Below are 21,011 nucleotides of genomic sequence, written 5' to 3'. Positions count from 1 at the left end.
TTTTCTATTTTCCCTATTTTCTTGCATCCGCAGCCGCTGCATGTCCAGATAATCCTTCTCCATGCGCCATACGCGATACAAGCGGTGCGATCCGCGCGGATGCCTCCGGGGTCATGCTCTGGTGGGTACAGGTCTTTAAGAATGTACCAACCCAGACGCCACCGGTATAACGTGCCGCCCGAAGAGTCGGAAGTGTGTGGTTGGTTCCGGAAGCATAATCACCAAATACCTCCGCCGTATTCTGACCGATAAACAGGGAGCCGTAATTAACCAGCTTCGGAATCAGTGCATCCGGATCTTCCACGTTGATCTCCAGATGCTCCGGTGCATACTCATTCGCATACTGAACTGCCTCGTCCAGGCTGTCTACCACGCCGATCTCTCCAAACGTATCCCAGGACTGTCTCGCAATCTTTGCCGTATCCAGAATCTTCAGCTCTTCCTCTACCGCCTCAATCACGCTCTTTCCAAATGCCTCATCCGTTGTCAGAAGAATGCCTTTCGCATTGACATCATGCTCGGACTGTGCCAGCAGATCGGCAGCTACAACCTTCGCACTCGCTTTTCCGTCCGCAATTACCAGGACCTCGCTCGGTCCGGCTACAAAGTCGATGCCGACCTGCCCGTAGCACTGACGTTTCGCCTCGGTTACGAAGCGGTTACCCGGTCCTACAATAATATCCACCGGCTTGATGCTCTCAGTTCCATAGGAAAATGCTGCGATCGCCTGTGCGCCGCCCAGTGCGTAGATCTCATCCACGCCAGCCAGATCCATCGCAACCAGTGTCTTGGCGTTAATATGACCCGTTCCCCGCACTACCGGAGAGCAGGCGGTGATACGTTTTACTCCCGCTGCCTTCGCCGGAGTCGCTAACATCAGTGCCGTGGAATACAGTGGATAATTGCCGCCCGGCACATAACAGCAGCAGGACTCCACCGGAATGATGCGGTGTCCTAAAAAGACCCCCGGCTCTGGGCTGAAATTGTCAAGGGGTTTCACTGTCTGCCTCTGCGCGTTCGCAAATGCCTCAATATTGTGATGCGCCGCTTTCAGATCCGCCAGCTCCTGCTCGCCCAGCTCCTTATAAGCCGCATCAATCTCCTCCCGGCTGACCCGCAGCGATTCACGGGTACATCCGTCAAACTTCTCATTGTACTCCCTCAGAGCCGCGTCCCCGCGCCCCCGGACCTCACCAATAATCCCCGCCACGGTCTCTCGCAGATTCCGATTATCTTCCTCGCTTCGAACCTGTGCTTCTTTTATAATCTTGATCATACGTTCTGCCTCTCTGTATAAGTTTTATCATTTTTTCCAAGTATACCACAAGTCTTTTTATTTTGCGATACAAAATAAACCTATCCAGCACATCTGAAACCAGAACGTTACTGTACACGGGTAGGCACTTTTGGAACCGAAAGTGCCGTAAGAAAACGTGGTGGCAGCAGGAATTTGCCGTATTTAAATGCGAAGCCACGGCAAATTCCGTTACTGGGCACGTTTGCGTGAACAGTAACACCAGAACAGGATCACACTTTTTCTCTTAGACAACCGTCTCAATATTCTTAACCACAAATCCCTCTTTTTCAACCGCTTCCTGCAGCTTCGCATCGTCCACGCCATTCTCATAGAACACGCGGGCAATGCCTCTGTCTACGTCCGCATCTGCACGGATGACGCCGTTCTGGGCGGTCAGGGCTTTTTCAACGGATTTCTTGCAGTTTGCACAGTGCATACCCTCGATCCGCATGATCTTGGACGGGGTACCCGCTGTAACCGCTTTCTTGGAAAGATCTTCGCCGCGCGCACCAGCATTCCCATCGCTGCCGCAGGAACCGCAGCTTCCACCGGAGCATCCGCAGCATCCGCCGCCCTTTCCCGTGTAATGACGGATCGCCGAACGTAATGCCAGCAAAAGCAAAATCGCTACTACAATTAAAATTCCAATATCAATCGGTCTCATACGTTATCGTCCTCTCTTCTCTGACTTTTCGATGAATGGCTTCGGAGTATCTTTTTTATTTTATCATACACACGGCAGATAAAATATCCTACAAAATAAACTACCAGAAAACCAATCACACCATAAAACATGGAGCCGGATGAATCTCCCATCTATGCTTTCTCCTTTTCTTTTTTGAAATCGAATAAAGCTGCCTCCAAACAGCAGACTTTCATCCTGCTATCCGAGGCAGCCTTATAAAGGATTAATTTTATCACTTATGATTACAGGCACCTGCCGATGCCCGGTCAGCGGAAACGCAAAACCACCGGCCGGACGGCAGAACCTGTTTTATTTTTCATTTAGAAACTAACTTATGAAGCTGCCTCTACAGAGCTTCTTGTGTAGCTCTTCTGATCCTTGTATGGATCCGGACGGAACAGCATGAAGAGCATGAATACCAAAAGGACTGCTGCCACGATAGTCCATACGTTGAATGCAACTGCGCCAAGTACCAGACCACCTAACTGATATACAATCAGGGATACAGCGTAAGCGAAGAGATTCTGATACAGGATAGCGAACCAGAACCATTTTCTGGACTGGAGCTGCTGTGCCATCGTTGCGATAGCTGCCAGACACGGAGAGTCAAGCAGGTTGAACAGCAGGAATGTAAAGGCTGCGATGGTTGTCGGGAACCATGTCTGGATTGCTGCTGCTACGACATCGGTCTCCTCAGACAGATCCTCGGATACATTTGCCAGAACGCCCATGGTGGAAACGATAGCCTCTTTTGCTGTGAAACCAGTGATGGAAGCTGCAACCGGCTGCCACTCGCCGAAACCAAGCGGACGGAACAGGATTGCGATAGCGCCGCCCAGCATAGCCAGGATAGAATCAGCAGATTCTTCTACCAGACCAAATCCACCGTCTACAAATCCGAAGGAGGACAGGAACCACATAACAACGCAAGCCAGGAACAGGATTGTACCAGCCTTGATGATGAATCCCTTCAGACGCTCCCAAACATGAAGGAGAACGGTCTTAGCGGACGGAATGTGGTACGCCGGAAGCTCCATAACGAACGGAGCTGGTTTGCCGGAGAACGGTTTGGTCTTCTTTAACATGATCGCGGATACAAGAACCGCAGCGATACCTACAAAGTACATGATCGGAGCCATCATAGTAGCCAGATCCATGTCGCCGCTCATATAACCAGCCATAACGCCGCCCATCAGAGCGATAACCGGCAGCTTCGCACCACACGGAACGAAGGTTGCTGTCATGATGGTAAGACGTCTGTCGTTGTCCTGCTCGATGGTCTTGGACGCCATGATACCAGGAACGCCGCAGCCAGAAGAAATCAGCAGCGGGATGAAGCTCTTACCGGACAATCCGAAGTGACGGAATACACGGTCCATAACGAATGCGATACGTACCATGTAACCACAATCTTCCAGAATGGAAAGGAAGAGGAACAGGATAGCCATCTGCGGAACGAAACCAAGAACGGCACCAACACCGCCGATGATACCATCCACTACAAGGCTTACAATCAGGTCAGAAGCGCCTGCTGCTGCCAGTGCATCGCCAGCCCAGCCCTGAATTGCGCCAACAAATGTATCATTGGTCCAGTCTGTTACGAATGTACCAACGGTAGTAACGGATACATAGTAAACCGCCCACATAACAAGAACAAAGATCGGAATACCAAGTAAACGGTTGGTTACGATGCTATCGATCTTATCCGAAAGACTCATCTTCTGAGCCGGTTTCTTTACGGTCTCCTCGATAACCTTCTGGATGTATACATATCTCTGGTCAGTGATAACGGACTCAGCGTCATCATCAAACTCTTTCTCCAGCTCCTTGGTGTAACGGGAGAAACGGTTGTCTGCACTAAGACCAAGCTGCTCTACAACCTTGCTGTCATTCTCGAGAACTTTGATTGCGTACCATCTCTTCTCTGCTTCCGGAATGCTGGACGGAAGCTCTGCCTCGATTGCGCTTACTTTATCCTCTACGCTGCCCTCGAAAATAGCGCTTACAGTGCCTGTTGCATGGCTCTTTGCAACTTTGATTGCCTCTGCAATAACTTCCTTTAGACCGGTTTTCTTCAGCGCGGAAGTCTCAATGATCGGGCAGCCAAGTTTCTTGGACAGTGCCTTTACATCAATGTTGATGCCGTTCTTCTTCAGAAGATCGCACATATTTAAAGCGATAACAACCGGAATACCTGTCTCGATCAGCTGTGTGGTCAGATACAGGTTACGCTCAATGTTGGTTGCATCGACTAAGTCTACGATGACATCCGGATTCTCTTTTAAGATAAAATCACGGGTTACAACTTCCTCCAGTGTATACGGAGAAAGGGAATAAACTCCTGGAAGGTCCGTTACATTTACCTCTTCTCCCGAAGCATCTTTTAATTTACCGGTTTTCTTCTCAACTGTAACACCCGGCCAGTTACCTACATACTGGTTTGCACCCGTCAGTGCGTTAAACATGGTTGTTTTACCGCAGTTCGGGTTACCCGCCAAAGCAATATGAATTGCCATTTTTCATCCTCCTGCTTTTTTAATCAAACTTATTAAACTGTCTGAACATCTACGCACTCAGCATCGGCTTTACGAAGTGAAAGCTCATATCCACGAATCGTAACCTCTACCGGGTCGCCCAGCGGAGCTACTTTTCGAATAAAAATCTCGCTTCCCTTCGTGATGCCCATATCCATGATGCGGCGTTTGTATGCGCCTTCGCCATGAATCTTGACAACTTTGACGGTAGATCCAACCTGTGCATCTTTAAGCGTCATTCTCTGTTCCTCCTAACCATTCCAATTTTTTACTCGGGATTCCGTCTGCTTTTCTACCATACAACCTGCTCCGGAATATCCCCATTCCCTTGTCTTAGATCAGAATGTGTCTTGCCTGATCCTTATTTATAGCCACTCTGGACTCCTTTACGTGAATAATCACGTCTCCGTCCAGCTGGGTTATCAATTTTACTTCGGTTCCCTCGTTAAATCCCATGGATTTTAAATGAGAACGAACCTCTGTGTTTCCGCTGATCTTTTTGATCGTATAGGCGGTTCCTACGGTTGCCATCGAAATCGGCATTGCTCCCTGCATACGATTCTCCTTCCTCTGTTTTTCCACCTTCTGCCCGTCATGATGTCTCACTTGGCGGAAACGGCTGTTTTCATCTGCCGGTAATCTAATTGATTCGCGTACATTAATTTTCATTAGTGCCTGCTAACAGTTGTTAGAGAGAGCTAATTTTCATTAGATGAGACTAATTTTCATTAGTTTCTCCTAACCCATACATAAGGTTAGCATATGCTAACTTTATTGTCAAGTTTTTTTGCCTGACCTGGAAATAAAAAAAGGGCGTGTTTTACGCCCGAAAATTGTCAAAAATTCCCATAGGATAAAAGTCATCCCAGCCATTTTCCCACAAAATACAGCGTCAAAAGATGCGCCGGATAATAGACATAAAAGAAGGAACGAAATCTGCTCCGACCTCTGGAGCCATCATATAACATGAAGCAGACAGCCGTGAGCGCCAGCACCCAGAGGGGTTCCTGCCACGCGAACGCTCCGATGAGAACGGCAACGATTATCTTCATAAACACCCCTGCCGTTTTCTCATGAAAAAGAATGTTCCTTGGCACGTTAGTGCCTTTTTGTGTAATAGGGAATTCCAAGGAATTTCCTATTACACAAAAATAAAATGCCAGCACCATTCCCATCCCCCATGCGCCGCCGTCTGCTCCCGCCGCTTCTGTCAGCGTACAGAACACTGCCGTTAGCACCAGCTTCTCCCAGATACCGTTTCCATACCGCTCTAACAGCTCCATCGCAACCAGCGCCAGAAAAAAGGTCAGGCAGACATTCTGGTGCTGTGCATCCATCCACCGTCCGGAAAATGCCAGATCATACGGAATCTCCGACACAACCGCCGCCAAAAGCAGCCTCCGTCCATAACATCTGCGATCCCGCGTGTGAAAAAAACCTTCTACTAATAAAAAGGCGAACAATGGAAACGCCAGATCCCCAAATGTCCGGAATCCCGGAACCGGTCTGCAGATCACCGCAATGTGGTCTGCCGTCATCGCCAGGAGTGCTAAATATTTAAGGGCGGAGGCGCTGAGATGGAGGCGGGTTAAAACCACTCTTTCCATCCCCTCTGATTTCTCATTCTGCTTTTCCTTGATTCGATCTTTTATCGCACTCTCCTCCCTTCGTTTCCTGTCCATTCTATCTCTATTCCATCAAATTATACTGAACATTTCACCCGCTGTCCATCCGCACTTTTCCATTCCCTTTTTCTCCATCTCCCCTATTTTCCCATTCTCATTTTCCACTCTTTCTCCCCATCTTTTTTCTTTATTTTCTCTAATAAAAAATGTAGTTTTTTCTTATAAATAAAGGCTTTTCGGCACTTTTCCGCGTCTTTTTTACACTAATTTTACATTTTATTTGACAAACGAAAAACCGTGTTATATTCTGTAAATGGTGCTGGTGCGAGATCCTGCTGAAAAAGCAAAAATCCCGCACCGCTCTTCATTTTAAATACTAAAAAATACACGGACAAAAGAGGTAGAATCTCATGGCAGGTTTAGATATTATTTGCATTGGCGCTATCAATTATGACTATATGTTTCACTGCACCGGGCTTGATCTGGTGGAGACATCCGCCGGTGGAGGCGACGAGAACTTAAGCAACCCGATTTCCGATGTGGAAAACGATATTCAGGAGCTGGCGATAAAAGGCAAGGAATACACAACCCAGATCGGCGGTTCTGCTTTCATCACCCTGAAAGTGGCAAAGCATATTCTCCCTAACCTGCAGGTCGCTTACGTCGGCGTGTGCGGCACGCCCAGTCCATTCGATCTGCGCTTCGGCAAGACAAATGACATTGACGCCGAGCTGGCGCACCTGGATAACCGTGACTGGCTGTTTACCACGCGCGAGCGCTTCGACGATCCATATTCCAAAGCGATTGCCAAATCGATTGTCCGCCTTTATAATCACACGCGCAATTGCATCAAGATCGCGCCGTGTGCCAACAACACTCTCTTAGACCGCATCCATGAACAGGAAGCCCGGACGGGAACCACACTGGCGGAGTACCTCGCGCAGGCGCGCTGGATCCACCTGTCATCTCTGTCTGATTTCGACCAATTCGAGGCAATCATGCAATCGGTCATCCAGGCAAAACATTTAAATCCTGCCATGAAAGTCAGCATGGATCCTGGTTTTGAGTATACATCGCTGCGCCGTGAGCGCTTACAGCCACTGATCGCATATGCCGATTATGTTTTCTTAAATAAATCCGAAAAGAAAAACCTCGGCTTCAATGCCCGCAGCGCCCGTCCGCTCTACGCGAACCTCTGTGAGTATTTTTCTGCGATCAACCCGGATCCCACCCGCACCCTCATTGTCAAGCACGATGACCGCCATGAGCTGATCCATTTTAAGGACGGCGTATGTCAGATCCGCACAGTCCGCCACAAAAAGCTCTACCAGTACCAGTTAAACAACGATACCGGCGCCGGTGATTCCTTTGCCGGCGGTTTCATCAGCGGTATGCTCGATGATCGGCTCAATTCGGATATCGCTGAGCCGATCCAGCTCGGTGTTCTGGCTGCCAAGGGACGGATGCGTAGTTTTGATTATGAGAACCCGTATCTGAATATACAGAAATTGACCGATGCTTTTTTTGAAGCTCTATAATATTTTTTTAAGTACTGTTAAATAGCACAGCGTGAATTGCAGCCATCATTTCAGGAGAAAAGTACGTTACTGTTCACACACGTGTGCCCAGCAACGGGATTTTGCCGATGCTACGCATTCCAAATCGGCAAAATCTGCTGCCGAAACTGTATCGTACGGAATTTTCAGTTCAGAAAATTCCTACCTGTGAACAGTTACAAAAGTACCCGCAAAATAATAGAACGTTACTTTTCTCCTGTTTATCCTTATATAATTATATATATAATGTCTGTACACATCAAAAAACTTCTTTCATATATTAATATCAATTTGATATTGATTTTGGAGATCCCATGATCCGCCTCAGCCTATGTATGATCGTCAAAAATGAAGAAGCCGTTTTGACGCGTGTTTTAGCATCTGCCATACAATTTGCGGATGAAATCCTCGTCGCCGACACCGGTTCCACCGATCGAACTGTAGAAATCGCCCGGCAATACACCAAACATATTTATCACTATCCGTGGAACGATGATTTCGCCGCCGCGCGCAATTTCATCTGTGAAAAGGTCACAACCGAATACTGGATGTGGCTCGACGCCGACGATATCGTTCCCGCAGAATCGATTACAGCGATTTTAAAGTTGAAAGAAACTTTAAGCAAATCCCCGCAGCCCGACGTTGTCATGCTGAAATACATCGCTGGATTCCAGCCGGACGGCACACCTGCATTTACCTACGATCGCGAACGGATTCTGCGAACGGACCGGCATTTTCTCTGGAAGGGACGCGTCCACGAAGCCATCGCGCCACGCGGCAGAATTCTCTATTCTCCTATTCAGATCGAACACCGGAAGCCTGCTTCCGCTCTCACCCATTCTGACCGGAACCTGAAAATCTATGAAACAATGCTTGCAGACGGCGAACTGCTCGATCCGCGCCATCAATACTACTACGCCCGCGAACTCATCGACCACAAACAATACGAAAAAGCCCGCCCGGTTCTGGAACATTTCCTAAACGAACCGGACGGGTGGTATGAAAATAAGGCGGACGCCTGTCTGCTTCTGGCGCGCTGCCATGAAATGCTCAGAAATATAGCTGCCAGCCAGCTTTCCCTGTTCCAGAGTTTTCTCTACGACCGCCCACGTGCTAAAACCTGCTGTGAGATTGGACGGTTGAAACTTTCCCTCGGAGAAATTTCCCAGGCTGTTTTCTGGTACCAGCTTGCCCTCAAAGACCGACCAGAATATCATCCAAATGCCTTTATCGAAGCCGATTACTATGATTTCATTCCTTTAATCCAGCTCTGCGTCTGCTATGATCGGATGGGAAACTATGATAAGGCACTGTATTATCATAAGGAAACAAAAAAAATCCGCCCGGATTCTCCGGCGGTTTTGACAAATGAAGAATACTTTCAAACCATATCCTCAAACCATAAAACAAACGGATTACCTATCTTGTGACATTCTCTCCGACCTCTGCAATGGTCTGAGCGGCGGACTGGGAGTCGTTCCATCCAGCGGCATCCACACTTCCTACATTCATTCTTACCGTCTTCCACACTTATAATATTCCACAGTTCCCAGCCCTCAATTTCCCAGCCCTTTTCTGCTAATGCACATCTCTTTCATCGCACACATATACTACATCAGGATGGATGTCCTAAATCTGGAAAGGAGTTTTTTATGTTTCGTCATTCATGTAATTATCCCTACTATTTTGATGATAGTGACTATGAAAATAACGGCTATGGGCGCTGCGGACGCGATCGCGGCTGTCCCGGTTCTTTTGAACCCTACAACTGCTGTCGTCCCGGTCCCATAGGACCACGCGGCTGCCCCGGACCGATCGGACCTGTCGGTCCCACTGGTGCTGCCGGACTCGATGGACTGGACGGCGCTACGGGTCCGGCTGGGCCGACTGGTCCGACCGGGCCGACCGGCGCTACCGGCGCTGCGGGTCCGGCTGGGCCGGCTGGCGCTGACGGGGCTGCGGGCGCTACTGCTCCGTCAATATATGCACAACACGGAAATTGCCGTAACCATGCGGCTTTCCACTATCTTAAAGACAATTAAACAGCCCCTATGATTACACCTAAAACGCCGTAGCAAGGTTGGACAAGCCTTGATATGGCGTTTTTAAGTGGGTAGGATATGCCGCCGCAGCTTCAAAGAAGTTGTGGCGTTTTTTTATGCCCGCAGGAAAGGAGGCGCAGCCGGAATGTATTTCACAAAGGGCAAGCAGCGGGCGTTTGAACTGCTCATGCAGCAGAAGCCGGGATTTGACCGCTATCAATCCGGTTGTGCCGGAGATGATGAAGATTGCGGCACTTGCCGTTTCTACCGCCCCGGGTGGAAATATGAGTTTTGCGTTTTCAAAGAGTGTCCCTATTGCCCCGGCAAGAGGACGCGGAAAACGCCCGCCAGCATGGACAAATAGACGGGCAAAAGCCCTTGTGCCATGCGGCTTTGCAGACGCGAAAACGGCAAAGGGCATATTGCAATACCAAAACCGCCGAAAACGGCTTTCTAATTGTCCACGCAGACCAAGAGAGGAAGTGAGGAAATATGGCAGTTTTCAGAGTGGAGCGAAATACGGGATATACCGTTATGAGCAACCACCACTTGCGCAACAAAGAATTGTCCTTAAAGGCAAAGGGCTTGTTGTCGCAAATGCTGTCTTTGCCGGAGGATTGGGATTATACCCTTGCGGGCTTATCCCATATCAACCGGGAGAAGATCGACGCAATCCGCGAAGCGGTAAAGGAACTCGAAAAAGCCGGATATATCGTGCGCAGCCGGGAGCGCGACGAAAAGGGACGCTTGCGGGGCGCGGATTACGTCATATACGAGCAGCCGCAGCCGCGAGAGCCGGAAGCAGCTACCAGCGGCGGACAGCCGCCTATATTGGATTTACCTACATTGGAAAATCCAACATTGGATAATCCAACGTTGGAAAAACCTACGCAGGAAAAACCTACGTTGGAAAATCCAACGCAATTAAATAAAGATATATCAAGTAAAGAACAATCAATTACGGATTTATCAAGTACCCATTCCTTTCCATTCCATTCCCTAAACCCCTTGCCCTTTGAGCAGGGCGAAGCGGCTACGCCGCCGGAAAGGAAAAGAACGGAAGCGAAAAGCAATAGCGCAGTAGAGATTTACAGGGAGATTATCAAGGACAATATCGAATACGACCATCTCATTCAAAACTGCAAAATTGACGCAGACCGCCTAAATGAGATAGTTGACCTTATGCTGGAAACCGTCTGCACAGCGCGAAAGACAATCCGTATTGCCGGGGACGACTACCCCGCCGAATTAGTGAAATCAAAGTTTTTGAAGCTGAACAGCAGCCATATTGAGTTTGTTTTGGATTGCATGAGGGAGAACACAACCAAAGTGCGCAATATCAAGCAGTATTTGAAAGCGGTACTGTTCAACGCGCCGAGTACCATTGACAGCTATTATACCGCCCTTGTCAATCACGACTTTTACGGCAGCAAATGAGCATAGCCGCAGTTTACCGGGAAAGGAGTTGATACCTTGCAGGAGGAAGTAACCCAAAAAACGATTGCCCTATCCGTCAATGTGGGAAAAGGCGCGGCAAGGCTTACCGAACAGGCGTTGCAAAAAGCAATCAAGAAGTTTTTGGAGCAGAAAAGCAAAGCCCCGCATGGGAAACAGACCATGCGGCAGCTTATGAAGCAAAATGCGGGTGTTTCCAACATCGAGATCACCGACAGCAATATCAAAGCCTTTGAGAGTACCGCGAAGAAGTACAACATAGATTTTTCGCTGAAAAAGGTTAAGGGCGAACAGACCCGTTACCTTGTGTTTTTCAAAGGCAGGGACGCGGACGTTATGATCGCAGCGTTTCAAGAGTTTTCCGCAAAGAAGCTGAACAGGGATAAAAAGCCCTCTATCCGCAAAGCCCTTGCCGCAGCAAAGGACAAGGCGAAGCAGCTTAACGCCGCCCGCGACAAGGTAAAGAAAATAGACAGGGGGCGCGAGATATGAAGCAGATAAACTACAAAAAGCTGATAATCCCGAATATCCCCTATGTGTTCTTTGTCTATCTCTTTGATAAAGTAGGACAGGCGACGCGGCTTGCCCCCGGCGCGGATATTTCCGAAAAGATACTCAATATCACACAGGGATTTTCCGAAGCGTTTTCAAATGCCTTGCCGAGCGTTCACCCGTTGGATTTGCTTATCGGCATTGTCGGCGCGGTGGTTATTCGTCTGATTGTCTATGTCAAAGGGAAAAACGCAAAGAAATACCGCAAGGGCGCAGAATACGGCAGCGCACGTTGGGGCAACGCCGAAGATATAAAGCCCTACATCGACCCGGATTTTCAGAACAACATCATTTTGACGCAGACCGAACGCCTTACCATGAACAGCCGCCCGAAGCAGCCGAAATATGCGAGAAATAAAAACGTCGTGGTGATCGGCGGCAGCGGCAGCGGCAAGACAAGGTTTTTCGTAAAGCCTAATTTAATGCAGCTTCATTCTTCCTACGTCTTGACCGACCCAAAAGGCACCGTCCTAATCGAGTGCGGAAAGCTGCTGCAACGGGCAGGCTACCGCATTAAGGTACTGAACACGATAAACTTTCGGAAAAGTATGCACTATAACCCCTTTGTCTATATCCGCAGCGAAAAGGACGTGTTAAAGGTTGTCAATACCCTTATTGTCAATACCAAAGGCGAGGGAGAAAAAAGCGCGGAAGATTTTTGGGTGAAAGCCGAGAGATTATTATATTGCGCGTTGATCGGCTACATTTGGTATGAAGCCCCCGCCGAGGAAATGAGCTTTACAACGCTGCTTGAACTTATCAATGCAAGCGAAGCACGCGAGGACGACGAGGAATACCAAAGCCCCGTTGATCTGCTCTTTGCCGATTTAGAAGAACGCAGCCCCGACCATTTCGCGGTGAAGCAATATAAAAAATACAAATTGGCGGCGGGTGATATATGCTCTAAGTGACTTCTTAATCATGATTTTGTCATGGTTAGTGAAGCAATCACTTAGAGCATTTTTGTTTCAGGAGGTACAGCCATGAGAAATGAAAAAATTACCCCACTGTACGAGCGCCTGAGCCGGGACGATGAGTTACAGGGCGAGAGCAACTCCATATCCAACCAAAAACAGATGTTAGAGGATTTTGCCCGCCGGAATGGGCTGCCCAACCCTACGCACTTTACCGATGATGGTATCTCAGGCACCCGTTTTGACCGCCCCGGATTTTTGGCGATGATGGAGGAAGTGGAGGCAGGGCGTGTAGAGGCAATCGTCATCAAGGACATGAGCCGGTTAGGACGCGACTATCTGAAGGTCGGTCAAGTTATGGAGGTTTTGCGGCAGCGAGGTGTTCGTCTGATTGCCATCAACGACGGTGTGGACAGTCTGAAAGGCGATGACGATTTTACCCCGTTCCGCAACATCATGAATGAATTTTACGCCCGTGATACCAGCCGGAAAATCCGATCTGTGTTTAAGTCAAAAGGCATGAGTGGCAAGCACCTGACCGGCACTGTGATTTACGGCTACTTATGGGACGAAAAACGGGAGCATTGGCTGGTAGATGAGGAAGCTGCCGAAGTGGTACGCCGTATCTTTTCCCTCACGCTGGAGGGATATGGGCCTTACCAGATCGCCTGCAAATTATCCACAGACCGGATTGAAATTCCTGTCGTACACCTTGCCCGCTTCAACGAGGGTGTGAACCGTTCAAAGCCGGTCAAAGACCCCTATGGGTGGGGATCATCTACCATCGTGAACATTTTGAAAAAACGAGAGTATTTAGGGCATACCATCAATTTCAAGACCCGCAAGCACTTTAAGGACAAGAAAAGCCACTATGTTTCTGAGGACAAATGGACGATCTTTGAGAATACCCATGAAGCCATTATCGACCAGCAGACCTTTGATTTGGCGCAGAAAATCCGCAGCAATGTACGGCGTTATCCAAACGGCTGGGGCGAAGCGGCTCCCCTCACAGGTTTGCTCTATTGTGCCGATTGTGGCGGCAAGATGTATGTCCACCGCACCAACAATGGCAAGCGGATTTCTCAATATACCTGTTCCAATTATACCAAAGTTCCGTGTGGGACACTATGCCCTACACAACACCGTATCAATGAGAGTGCTGTCCTGACATTGGTTTCCGACACGCTCAGGGCTATCGCTGAATATTCGAGAAATGACCGGACGGAATTTATTCACACCGTTCAGGAAACGCAGGTTGCTCAACAGAGTGCCGATATATCGAAAAAGCGCAGGCGTCTGGCTGCTGCTCAAAAGAGAGCCGGAGAACTGGAAAAACTGATTTGCAAAATCTATGAGGACAACGCCCTCGGCAAGCTGCCGGATGCACGATATAAGGCGCTTGATACACAGTATGCCAAAGAGCAGGATGCACTTGAGATTGAAATTGCAGAGCTGGAAAAGGCTGTTACCGGCTACGAGCAAAGCCAGAAATCCGCAGAGAAATTTATAGCCCTGATTGATAAATACGAGAATTTTGACACGCTGACAAACACCATGTTCAACGAGTTTGTAGAGAAAATCCTTGTCCACGAACGCGCCCGAAAAGGCAGTCAGGACACCACGCAGGAAATTGAAATCTACTTCAATTTTTTAGGACGCTATATCCCACCATCCTTACAGCCGGTTCCTTTAACCCCGGAGGAACAGGAAGAATTGCGAAAAAAAGAAGAACGCAAGGACAGGCTCCATCAGAACTATTTGAAACGAAAAGCCAGCGGCGCACAGAAACGGTATGAGGACAAAATCAAGGCGCAGAAAAAAGCGGAAATGGACGCTAAGAAAGCCCTGATCCGGGCTGAGGATATGAAAAAAGGTGTTTTTTCTACTATCGGTCAGCTGCCGAAAGAAGAACCGCGCAAAGGCAGCATAGCAGCCAGCGCAGCAGTCTAATCATCACGAAGCAAAGGAGAATGAAAATGAGTAAGTTGACTTACATTCGTTGTGGAGATTATGATATACCCAACCTAAAACTTTCTGAACAGCCGGAAACTTCTATCGGCAAGTACGGCAGGATGAGAAAATCCTACCTAAAGAAACATCGCCCCATTCTCTACAACCAACTGCTGATGAGCGAGAAGCTGTATCCACACCTGTTAGAGATTGACCGGACAGCGCAGGAGCGCGTGGACACCATGTTGCCTCACATGATGGAGACTGCGGGTGTCACGGAAGAACTGAAAGCCTGTGACCCTATGCGTTGGGTGGGGCTGATGAACACATTAACGGCACAGATTGAGGAAATTTTAATCAGGGAACTGATTTGCAGCTGAATGGGAGGTGCGGGAAATGCTGACCTTTGAAAAGATTTTGAAAGTGTTTCAGGCATATCTGGATGATGATCCACTGTATGAGGTGGTTCAGACCAGCCACGGTTATACATTGATGGCATGGGAACCCCACCGGAATGACTGGTACAGCGCTGAAATACAGAAAACCCCGGAGGATTTACGGAACGCTTTGTTGGGTACATACGCCAACTTTCTGGAAGATAAGATTACTGGAAATGACCGTGACCTGACTGTGACAGAAACCGGAGAAATCCAGCAGAGGTGCCGGGAACTTTTGGAAAAGTGCAGGGAAACATGATACAGAAACGCCAGAAGGAGGCCGCGATTATGCGTCCTCCTTCTGCTTCGCAGTCTGTTCCATTTTGAGCGCCCCGTCTATGGCACCTTCGATAATCGGCAGGTATTCTTCAGGGCAAAGCTTCAGCTTGTGGCTGACCCGTTGCCGCTGTTCGCTTTCTTCTCGCATAATCTCCGGGTTAAAATACCGTTCCACGGGAAGTCCGCAGACCTTAATCAACTGGATCATCACAGGCAGGCTCGGAATCGCACCTTGATTCTCAATGTTGGCAAGATACCGCCATTCAATCCCAACCATTTCTGCCAATGTTTTTCGTGCCAGACGCTTTGCCTCTCGTGCAGCTTTGACATCTGCGCCGAAGGTTTCAAAACCGGGACAATCTTCAACTTTCGCCATATAACATCACCCAGTTACATTGTATAATTCATACTTCGCCCGTGGAATGTTGCTATATGCAGGTTGGTTGAAGTTTATAATTCACATTTCGTTCCTTGCATTGTTCGAGAAAGAGAACTATAATGTACTCTGTGGAGGTGCGAAATGGACTATATGACATTGAAAGAGGCCGCCGAAAAGTGGGGCGTGACACCTCGTAGGGTAAATTATTATTGCGCCGGAGGGCGCATTCCCGGCGCTGTAAAGATGGCTGGTGTTTGGCTGATCCCAAAGAACGCAGAAAAGCCGATTGACGGAAGGACAAAACAAGGGAAGGGGTTGCACCATGAATAAAATCCTGATTATAGATGATGATAGAGAACTGTGCGCTTTGATTAAACGTAGCGTACAAGCAGAAAACATAGAAGCTGATTTTTGTAATACCGGAAAAGAGGGCTTACAAAAATTAAGAGAGCAGGAGTATCAGCTTGTGGTGCTGGATGTGATGATGCCTGGTATGGATGGCTTTGAAACGCTGGAAGAAATCCGCAAAGAGAACAGTCTGCCGATTTTGATGTTCACATCTAAAAATGACAGCATTTCTAAAGTACGGGGCTTACGAGCCGGGGCGGACGATTATCTGACAAAACCATTTGATATGGACGAACTGATTGCCCGTATTGCGTCCCTCATTCGCCGCTACACCCGTTTTAATCATCAAGCCGGAGCTGTGCAAAAACTGGATTTTGATGGATTGCAAATTGACCTTGAAAATCGTTCTGTTACGACGGCAAACGGCACTTTTGAACTTCCGCCAAAGGAATTTGATTTGCTCCTGTACTGTGCAAAACATCAAGGGAAAATTTTGACCAAACAGCAGATTTATGAGGAAGTATGGGGCGAAGAATATTTCTATGATGACAGTAACATTATGGCGATTATCAGCCGACTTCGTAAAAAATTAGAAGTCAATCCTTCAAGCCCAAAGTACATACAAACGGTCAAAGGGATTGGCTACCGGTTTAATAAGGAGGTGTAGTCAGCATGGAAATTATCGTATTCTTGTCCATTGTGATTGCTGTTGTGGCTGTATTGACTTCTATCGTTCTCGTTCGGCGTGTAAAAAAACAAATAGCAGAAATGACCGATGTGCTGGTTGATGTGAAAAACGGAAATGGCAACCGGCGTATTCTATCTGCAACAAATGAACTGACAGCACCTCTTGCCTATGAAATCAATGAGATCGTTGTGGCCTATGAAAGCAGACTTTCAACTGTACGGCAGACAGAAGAAACCAACCGCCAGCTTATGACGAGCCTTTCCCATGATGTGCGAACGCCCCTTACTACTCTGATTGGGTATCTTGACGCTGCACACAAAGGACTGGTCACAGGAAAAGACCGGGATGATTATATTGAAACCGCCCGCCGGAAAGCCCATGATCTGAAAGAATACATTGATGTACTCTTTGACTGGTTCAAGTTAAATTCTAACGAGTTTGCTTTGGAGATCCAGAGTGTTGAGGCCGCAGAGCTGACAAGAAATATCCTCATTGACTGGATACCGATTTTTGAGGATAAACAGGTTGAGTATGACATTGATATTCCTGAACAGCCTGTCCGGGTAAGATTGGATATGGATAGCTATATGAGGATCATCAATAACCTTATTCAAAATGTAATCGCTCACAGCCATGCGGACAAAATCAAAATTTCCCTATCGAAGAAGGAAAATAACATGGAGCTGCTGCTGGCGGATAATGGAGTGGGAATTGAGAAGGAAGATTTGAAACACATTTTTGAACGGCTTTATAAGTGTGACAAAGGACGGTCTGAAAAAGGAAGCGGTCTTGGTCTTTCTATTGTCCATCAGCTTGTAGAAAAGATGGGTGGGAGTATAACAGTTGAAAGTTTGCCGGGAAAAGGAACTGAATTTATGTTGCTTTTTCCTTTGGAGAGTTAAGCGGGTTCCCGTCTTTATGGCGGGAGCCTTTGTCATTTTACTGGATTTCAAATTGCAAGGTTAATGCAAGGTTGCGGCAAGGTTAATGCAAGGTTGGCATGATAGAATACCTTACAGAACAGGAGGTTTTGAATATGGATACAAATTATATCATTGAAACAAAAAATCTGACGAAGCAATACGGCTCACAAAAGAGTGTGGCTGACTTAAATATTCATGTGAAGCGTGGGAGAATTTACGGTCTGCTGGGCAGAAACGGAGCCGGAAAAACCACTACCATGAAAATGCTGTTGGGCTTAACGAAGCCGACTTCCGGGGAGGTCAAAATCTGGGGAAAGTCTTTGCAAGGGAATGAAAAGAAGCTGTTGCCCCGTATCGGAAGCCTGATTGAGTCCCCCGGTTTTTATCCCAATCTGACCGGCACAGAGAACCTGCGTATCTTTGCTACTCTGCGGGGCGTACCAAACAATCATGCCATCAAAGATGCTCTGGATCTGGTAGGACTGCCCTACAAAGATAAAAAGCTCTTTTCACAGTATTCTCTTGGTATGAAGCAGCGGCTTGCCATCGCCCTTGCCGTTATGCACGATCCGGAGCTTTTGATTTTGGATGAGCCGATCAACGGCCTCGATCCCATCGGTATTGCAGAAGTACGTTCCTTTATTCGTGAGCTTTGTGACGCGCGAGGAAAAACCATTTTGATTTCCAGTCACATTCTTTCGGAGATTTCCTTGCTGGCTGACGATATTGGAATTATCGACCACGGCGCATTGCTGGAAGAAGAAAGCCTTGCTGAGCTGGAGCAAAAAAGCAGTAAGCATATCCGTTTTACGCTTTCGGATACTGCACAGGCGGCAAGAATTTTGGAACGCAATTTCCATGAAACCCATTTTTCCATACAAGACGACCACAATCTGCGTCTACACAATATGGAGCTACCCGTGGGGAAAATTGTAACTGCCTTTGTAGAAAACGGATTGGAGGTATCAGAAGCACATACCTGTGAAGAAAGTCTTGAAGATTACTTCAAGCGTGTGACAGGGGGCGAAGGAATTGCTTAAACTAATCAAATGCGAATTTTTGAAATTGAAACGGAAGCCATTGGTATTTATTTCCCTACTGCTTTCTGTTTTCATGCCATTGGCTTATGCTTTCTTTCTGGCAGATGTAAACACTGATGTGGATGCTGTAAATGGAGTGATGTCCAGCCTATTCCAGCTTAGTGCATATTTGCTTTTGATGCCGCTTCTTGTGATACTGGCTTCGAATCTGTTGTTTGAGGAACTTGATAATGACACACTGAAAAACCTTGTTACCGTACCGGTAAATAGAACCAAGCTGGTGCTGTCCAAGATGCTGGTTTTACTGTTGTTTGCCGTTGGCTTTATGGCAGTTGGAGGATTGGTAAATCTTGCGGTTTTGTTGTTTCAGGGTTGGAAACCGGTTGGGTTTTGGACCTTGTTTGGCGTTGGAATTGAAGAAGGGCTGATTATGTGGGTGGGCGCACTTCCCTGTATTCTGCTCGTTGTTCTTCTTAATAAAAACTATATCGTGTCTGTCGTGATTACCTTTTTCTATACGATTGCGAATTATATCCTTTCCATGAACGATATGTTTCTCACACAGCCTTTTGGTTTGAACATAGGAACCCTGTTTCCGGGACCGCTGGCCTTCCGCTGGACATTCCAATTTTATGACCAAAGCCAGACCAGTGCGGAGTTAGCAGATTTGTTGGAACGGGTCAGTCCGTATTTTCTGAATGGTGTTCAGGTATTCGGTGTGATTATTGTGGAAGCCATTGTATTTCTTGCGCTGATTGCATTTGTTTACCGGCGACAGGAAATCTAAGGGGGTGTGACTATGTGGAACTTATTAAAATCGGAATTACTGAAACTGCGCCGGTGCCAGATTCTTTTGGTAGGACTGGTGGCGCTTGCACTCTGTCCTTTGGTTCAGTATGGAAGTCAGTTGATTGTGGAGGCAGAGTACCGAAATCCAAATTATGATTTTTCTGCACTATTTGAAAATGTTGTTTGGGGAAACACTCAGATATTCCTTCCAATTTCACTGGTAATGATCGGAGGATGGCTTATAGACAGAGAATCCACTCATGATACACTGAAAAACATCATGACAATTCCTGTTTCTATGCCGAAAATGTTGGGAGCTAAGTTACTTTTAGTCGGTATGCTTGCAGTTCTGCTGGGAATATACAGCGTTGGCATTACCTTGATTACTGGATTGACGGTTGGATTATCGGGACTGACAGCGGAAGTGTTTTTTCATGGAGGTACGCAGATCGTGTTAGCGGCTCTGACGACCTATTTGGTCTGTATGCCGCTGATCCTGATTTTTGGGCAGATTCGAGGGGCATATCTGGGCGGTTCCATTCTGGCGTTCTTCCTTGGATACAGCATGTTGTTTTTCAAAAGTGGTATCCTTGCCAGCATCTATCCGTTCTCTGCTGCGCTGATTTTAGTGGGATTTGACATGAGTGAATATGCCGGAACAACCACATCCTCAACCCCTTTGTTGGCGGTCATTGGGATTGGCATCATGGTTCTCTGGGCGGTGCTGTTGTTACTGATGTCCAGTAACAAAAAAGAAATGAAATCCCGTAAACAGGCAAATGCCAAGGGAAAAGGAAAGCGTGCTGTACGCAGGAAAGGAAGGTGATAGCTGTGAAGAAAATAGTTTTATCATTATGCCTGATACTATTGGGTGCTTCTGTGCTTTCAGGTTGTACAAAAGACGAATTTCTCGATCAGTATAACAATATTGTTCAGTCTGCTGGTTCCATAGCGCTTACCGGAAATTCATCCTTACAAGGTACGAAAGAAAAAGGAATTGATGATTATACAGGGACTTATACGGCTGATTATGCGAACTTTTCAGGTACAGAGTATTTGTTCGGAGGAACTTCCATAAAGAGAGAAGCCGGTAAGGAGCTGTCCATTGATTGCACCTTGGAGATTACGGAAGGTACTGCAAAAGTATTTTGGATTTCTGGATCTGATGAAGCAGTCACGTTGATTGAAGCAACCGGAACTTATAGTGACACAATTACACTTCCTGATGGTGGAAATTATATTGGCATTGAATGTGAGAATTTCACCGGAAACATTGAATTAAATATTGAATAATACTCTGCCGGACGACGGCAAAAGAAAAAAGCCGTCGCAGAGCAGACATATTTTCACGCGCCTATGAAACGGCGGCTTTGATTTTCAGAGCCGCCGTTTCTTTGCGTTTGCACAAACCAATGACGACTTGCAGGGACACGGTAGCTGATTGGAGGTTATTTTGCCGTGTCCTTTTCTCTTTTTCGCAGTATCCATGATCTGCACCAGTTAAAAAAAGCCTGTTCC

General features: G+C 47.4%; 23 protein-coding genes and 2 pseudogenes. 17 read left to right on the top strand and 8 right to left on the bottom strand.

All coding sequences use genetic code 11. The features are described 5' to 3' along the window. Window positions 1-13: 13 nt before the first annotated feature. The 7 genes from hisD to DW720_RS02875 form a co-directional block, all read right to left on the bottom strand. Complete coding sequence (gene hisD / locus DW720_RS02900) at window positions 14-1,276, bottom strand: histidinol dehydrogenase (protein ID WP_333549865.1); 1,263 nt, start codon at window positions 1,274-1,276, stop codon at window positions 14-16. A 265-nt stretch (window positions 1,277-1,541) separates the two neighbouring features. After that, window positions 1,542-1,961, bottom strand: coding sequence for a heavy metal-associated domain-containing protein (locus tag DW720_RS02895; RefSeq protein ID WP_107000658.1), 420 nt, complete (start codon window positions 1,959-1,961; stop codon window positions 1,542-1,544). Then, a complete protein-coding gene (locus DW720_RS15675) occupies window positions 1,958-2,113 on the bottom strand; it encodes a hypothetical protein (protein ID WP_022359011.1) in 156 nt (51 codons plus the stop codon). The genes DW720_RS02895 and DW720_RS15675 overlap by 4 nt, the downstream gene beginning before the upstream one ends. Window positions 2,114-2,314: 201 nt before the next feature. After that, on the bottom strand, window positions 2,315-4,498 hold the full coding sequence (gene feoB, locus DW720_RS02890) for a ferrous iron transport protein B (protein WP_118538194.1): 2,184 nt from the start codon (window positions 4,496-4,498) through the stop codon (window positions 2,315-2,317). A gap of 32 nt (window positions 4,499-4,530) precedes the next feature. Continuing rightward, window positions 4,531-4,755 carry a ferrous iron transport protein A gene (locus tag DW720_RS02885; protein WP_022359013.1) on the bottom strand — a complete coding sequence of 75 codons (225 nt, stop codon included), beginning with the start codon at window positions 4,753-4,755 and terminating at the stop codon, window positions 4,531-4,533. 94 nt (window positions 4,756-4,849) lie between these two features. Beyond that, window positions 4,850-5,185, bottom strand: a complete 336-nt coding sequence (locus tag DW720_RS15905; RefSeq protein ID WP_243022514.1) for a FeoA family protein — start codon at window positions 5,183-5,185, stop codon at window positions 4,850-4,852. A 191-nt stretch (window positions 5,186-5,376) separates the two neighbouring features. Further along, complete coding sequence (locus tag DW720_RS02875) at window positions 5,377-6,198, bottom strand: TraX family protein (RefSeq protein ID WP_118524391.1); 822 nt, start codon at window positions 6,196-6,198, stop codon at window positions 5,377-5,379. A 353-nt stretch (window positions 6,199-6,551) separates the two neighbouring features. On the opposite strand from DW720_RS02875, the gene DW720_RS02870 reads away from it, so the two are divergent. From DW720_RS02870 to DW720_RS02825, 10 genes and pseudogenes are all read left to right on the top strand, one after another. Beyond that, complete coding sequence (locus DW720_RS02870; RefSeq protein WP_107000661.1) at window positions 6,552-7,679, top strand: carbohydrate kinase family protein; 1,128 nt, start codon at window positions 6,552-6,554, stop codon at window positions 7,677-7,679. A gap of 332 nt (window positions 7,680-8,011) precedes the next feature. Beyond that, window positions 8,012-9,127, top strand: coding sequence for a glycosyltransferase family 2 protein (locus DW720_RS02865; protein WP_118742843.1), 1,116 nt, complete (start codon window positions 8,012-8,014; stop codon window positions 9,125-9,127). Window positions 9,128-9,349: 222 nt separating this feature from the next. After that, window positions 9,350-9,739, top strand: coding sequence for a hypothetical protein (locus DW720_RS16115; RefSeq protein WP_182436510.1), 390 nt, complete (start codon window positions 9,350-9,352; stop codon window positions 9,737-9,739). 145 nt (window positions 9,740-9,884) lie between these two features. Further along, window positions 9,885-10,073, top strand: a pseudogene (locus DW720_RS02850) (hypothetical protein); the annotation flags it as partial. Between the two features lie 158 nt (window positions 10,074-10,231). Continuing rightward, window positions 10,232-11,176, top strand: a complete 945-nt coding sequence (locus tag DW720_RS02845; RefSeq protein ID WP_008979747.1) for a DUF6017 domain-containing protein — start codon at window positions 10,232-10,234, stop codon at window positions 11,174-11,176. Window positions 11,177-11,212: 36 nt separating this feature from the next. Further along, on the top strand, window positions 11,213-11,686 hold the full coding sequence (locus DW720_RS02840; RefSeq protein WP_008979748.1) for a PcfB family protein: 474 nt from the start codon (window positions 11,213-11,215) through the stop codon (window positions 11,684-11,686). Beyond that, window positions 11,683-12,639, top strand: a pseudogene (locus tag DW720_RS15895) (type IV secretory system conjugative DNA transfer family protein); the annotation flags it as partial. The gene DW720_RS02840 and the pseudogene DW720_RS15895, both read left to right, overlap by 4 nt. Window positions 12,640-12,729: 90 nt before the next feature. After that, window positions 12,730-14,610: a recombinase family protein gene (locus DW720_RS15890; protein WP_118316726.1), complete on the top strand. Its 1,881-nt coding sequence runs from the start codon at window positions 12,730-12,732 to the stop codon at window positions 14,608-14,610. A gap of 26 nt (window positions 14,611-14,636) precedes the next feature. Next, window positions 14,637-14,990, top strand: coding sequence for a TnpV protein (locus DW720_RS02830; protein WP_097784692.1), 354 nt, complete (start codon window positions 14,637-14,639; stop codon window positions 14,988-14,990). A 16-nt stretch (window positions 14,991-15,006) separates the two neighbouring features. After that, window positions 15,007-15,306, top strand: coding sequence for a hypothetical protein (locus DW720_RS02825; protein ID WP_021650276.1), 300 nt, complete (start codon window positions 15,007-15,009; stop codon window positions 15,304-15,306). A 27-nt stretch (window positions 15,307-15,333) separates the two neighbouring features. Here DW720_RS02825 and DW720_RS02820 read toward each other — a convergent pair whose 3' ends face one another. After that, the gene (locus DW720_RS02820; protein ID WP_005933665.1) at window positions 15,334-15,702 is read right to left on the bottom strand and encodes a helix-turn-helix transcriptional regulator; all 369 of its coding nucleotides are present in this window, start codon (window positions 15,700-15,702) and stop codon (window positions 15,334-15,336) included. 144 nt (window positions 15,703-15,846) lie between these two features. Between DW720_RS02820 and DW720_RS02815 the strand changes: the two genes are divergently transcribed. The 7 genes from DW720_RS02815 (at window position 15,847) to DW720_RS02785 (ending at window position 20,786) form a co-directional block, all read left to right on the top strand. Then, on the top strand, window positions 15,847-16,035 hold the full coding sequence (locus DW720_RS02815) for a helix-turn-helix domain-containing protein (protein WP_024738628.1): 189 nt from the start codon (window positions 15,847-15,849) through the stop codon (window positions 16,033-16,035). Continuing rightward, window positions 16,028-16,720 carry a response regulator transcription factor gene (locus DW720_RS02810; RefSeq protein ID WP_117802754.1) on the top strand — a complete coding sequence of 231 codons (693 nt, stop codon included), beginning with the start codon at window positions 16,028-16,030 and terminating at the stop codon, window positions 16,718-16,720. The genes DW720_RS02815 and DW720_RS02810 overlap by 8 nt, the downstream gene beginning before the upstream one ends. A 5-nt stretch (window positions 16,721-16,725) precedes the next feature. Then, the gene (locus DW720_RS02805) at window positions 16,726-17,643 is read left to right on the top strand and encodes a HAMP domain-containing sensor histidine kinase (protein ID WP_118749248.1); all 918 of its coding nucleotides are present in this window, start codon (window positions 16,726-16,728) and stop codon (window positions 17,641-17,643) included. 134 nt (window positions 17,644-17,777) lie between these two features. Further along, on the top strand, window positions 17,778-18,704 hold the full coding sequence (locus tag DW720_RS02800) for an ABC transporter ATP-binding protein (protein WP_117485112.1): 927 nt from the start codon (window positions 17,778-17,780) through the stop codon (window positions 18,702-18,704). Beyond that, window positions 18,697-19,491, top strand: a complete 795-nt coding sequence (locus tag DW720_RS02795; protein ID WP_118316722.1) for an ABC transporter permease — start codon at window positions 18,697-18,699, stop codon at window positions 19,489-19,491. Before DW720_RS02800 ends, DW720_RS02795 begins: the two co-directional genes overlap by 8 nt. Before the next feature lie 12 nt (window positions 19,492-19,503). Beyond that, the gene (locus tag DW720_RS02790) at window positions 19,504-20,319 is read left to right on the top strand and encodes an ABC transporter permease (protein ID WP_117492179.1); all 816 of its coding nucleotides are present in this window, start codon (window positions 19,504-19,506) and stop codon (window positions 20,317-20,319) included. A gap of 5 nt (window positions 20,320-20,324) precedes the next feature. Beyond that, entirely contained in the window at window positions 20,325-20,786 is a 462-nt protein-coding gene (locus tag DW720_RS02785) for a hypothetical protein (protein WP_118316721.1), read from the top strand. Window positions 20,787-21,011: the final 225 nt, after the last annotated feature.

Source organism: Clostridium sp. AM27-28 (genome assembly GCF_003480955.1).
GTDB lineage: Bacteria > Bacillota > Clostridia > Lachnospirales > Lachnospiraceae > Otoolea > Otoolea fessa.
The sequence above is the reverse complement of the archived record's forward strand: the minus strand, read 5'-3'. Positions and strand labels throughout refer to the sequence as shown.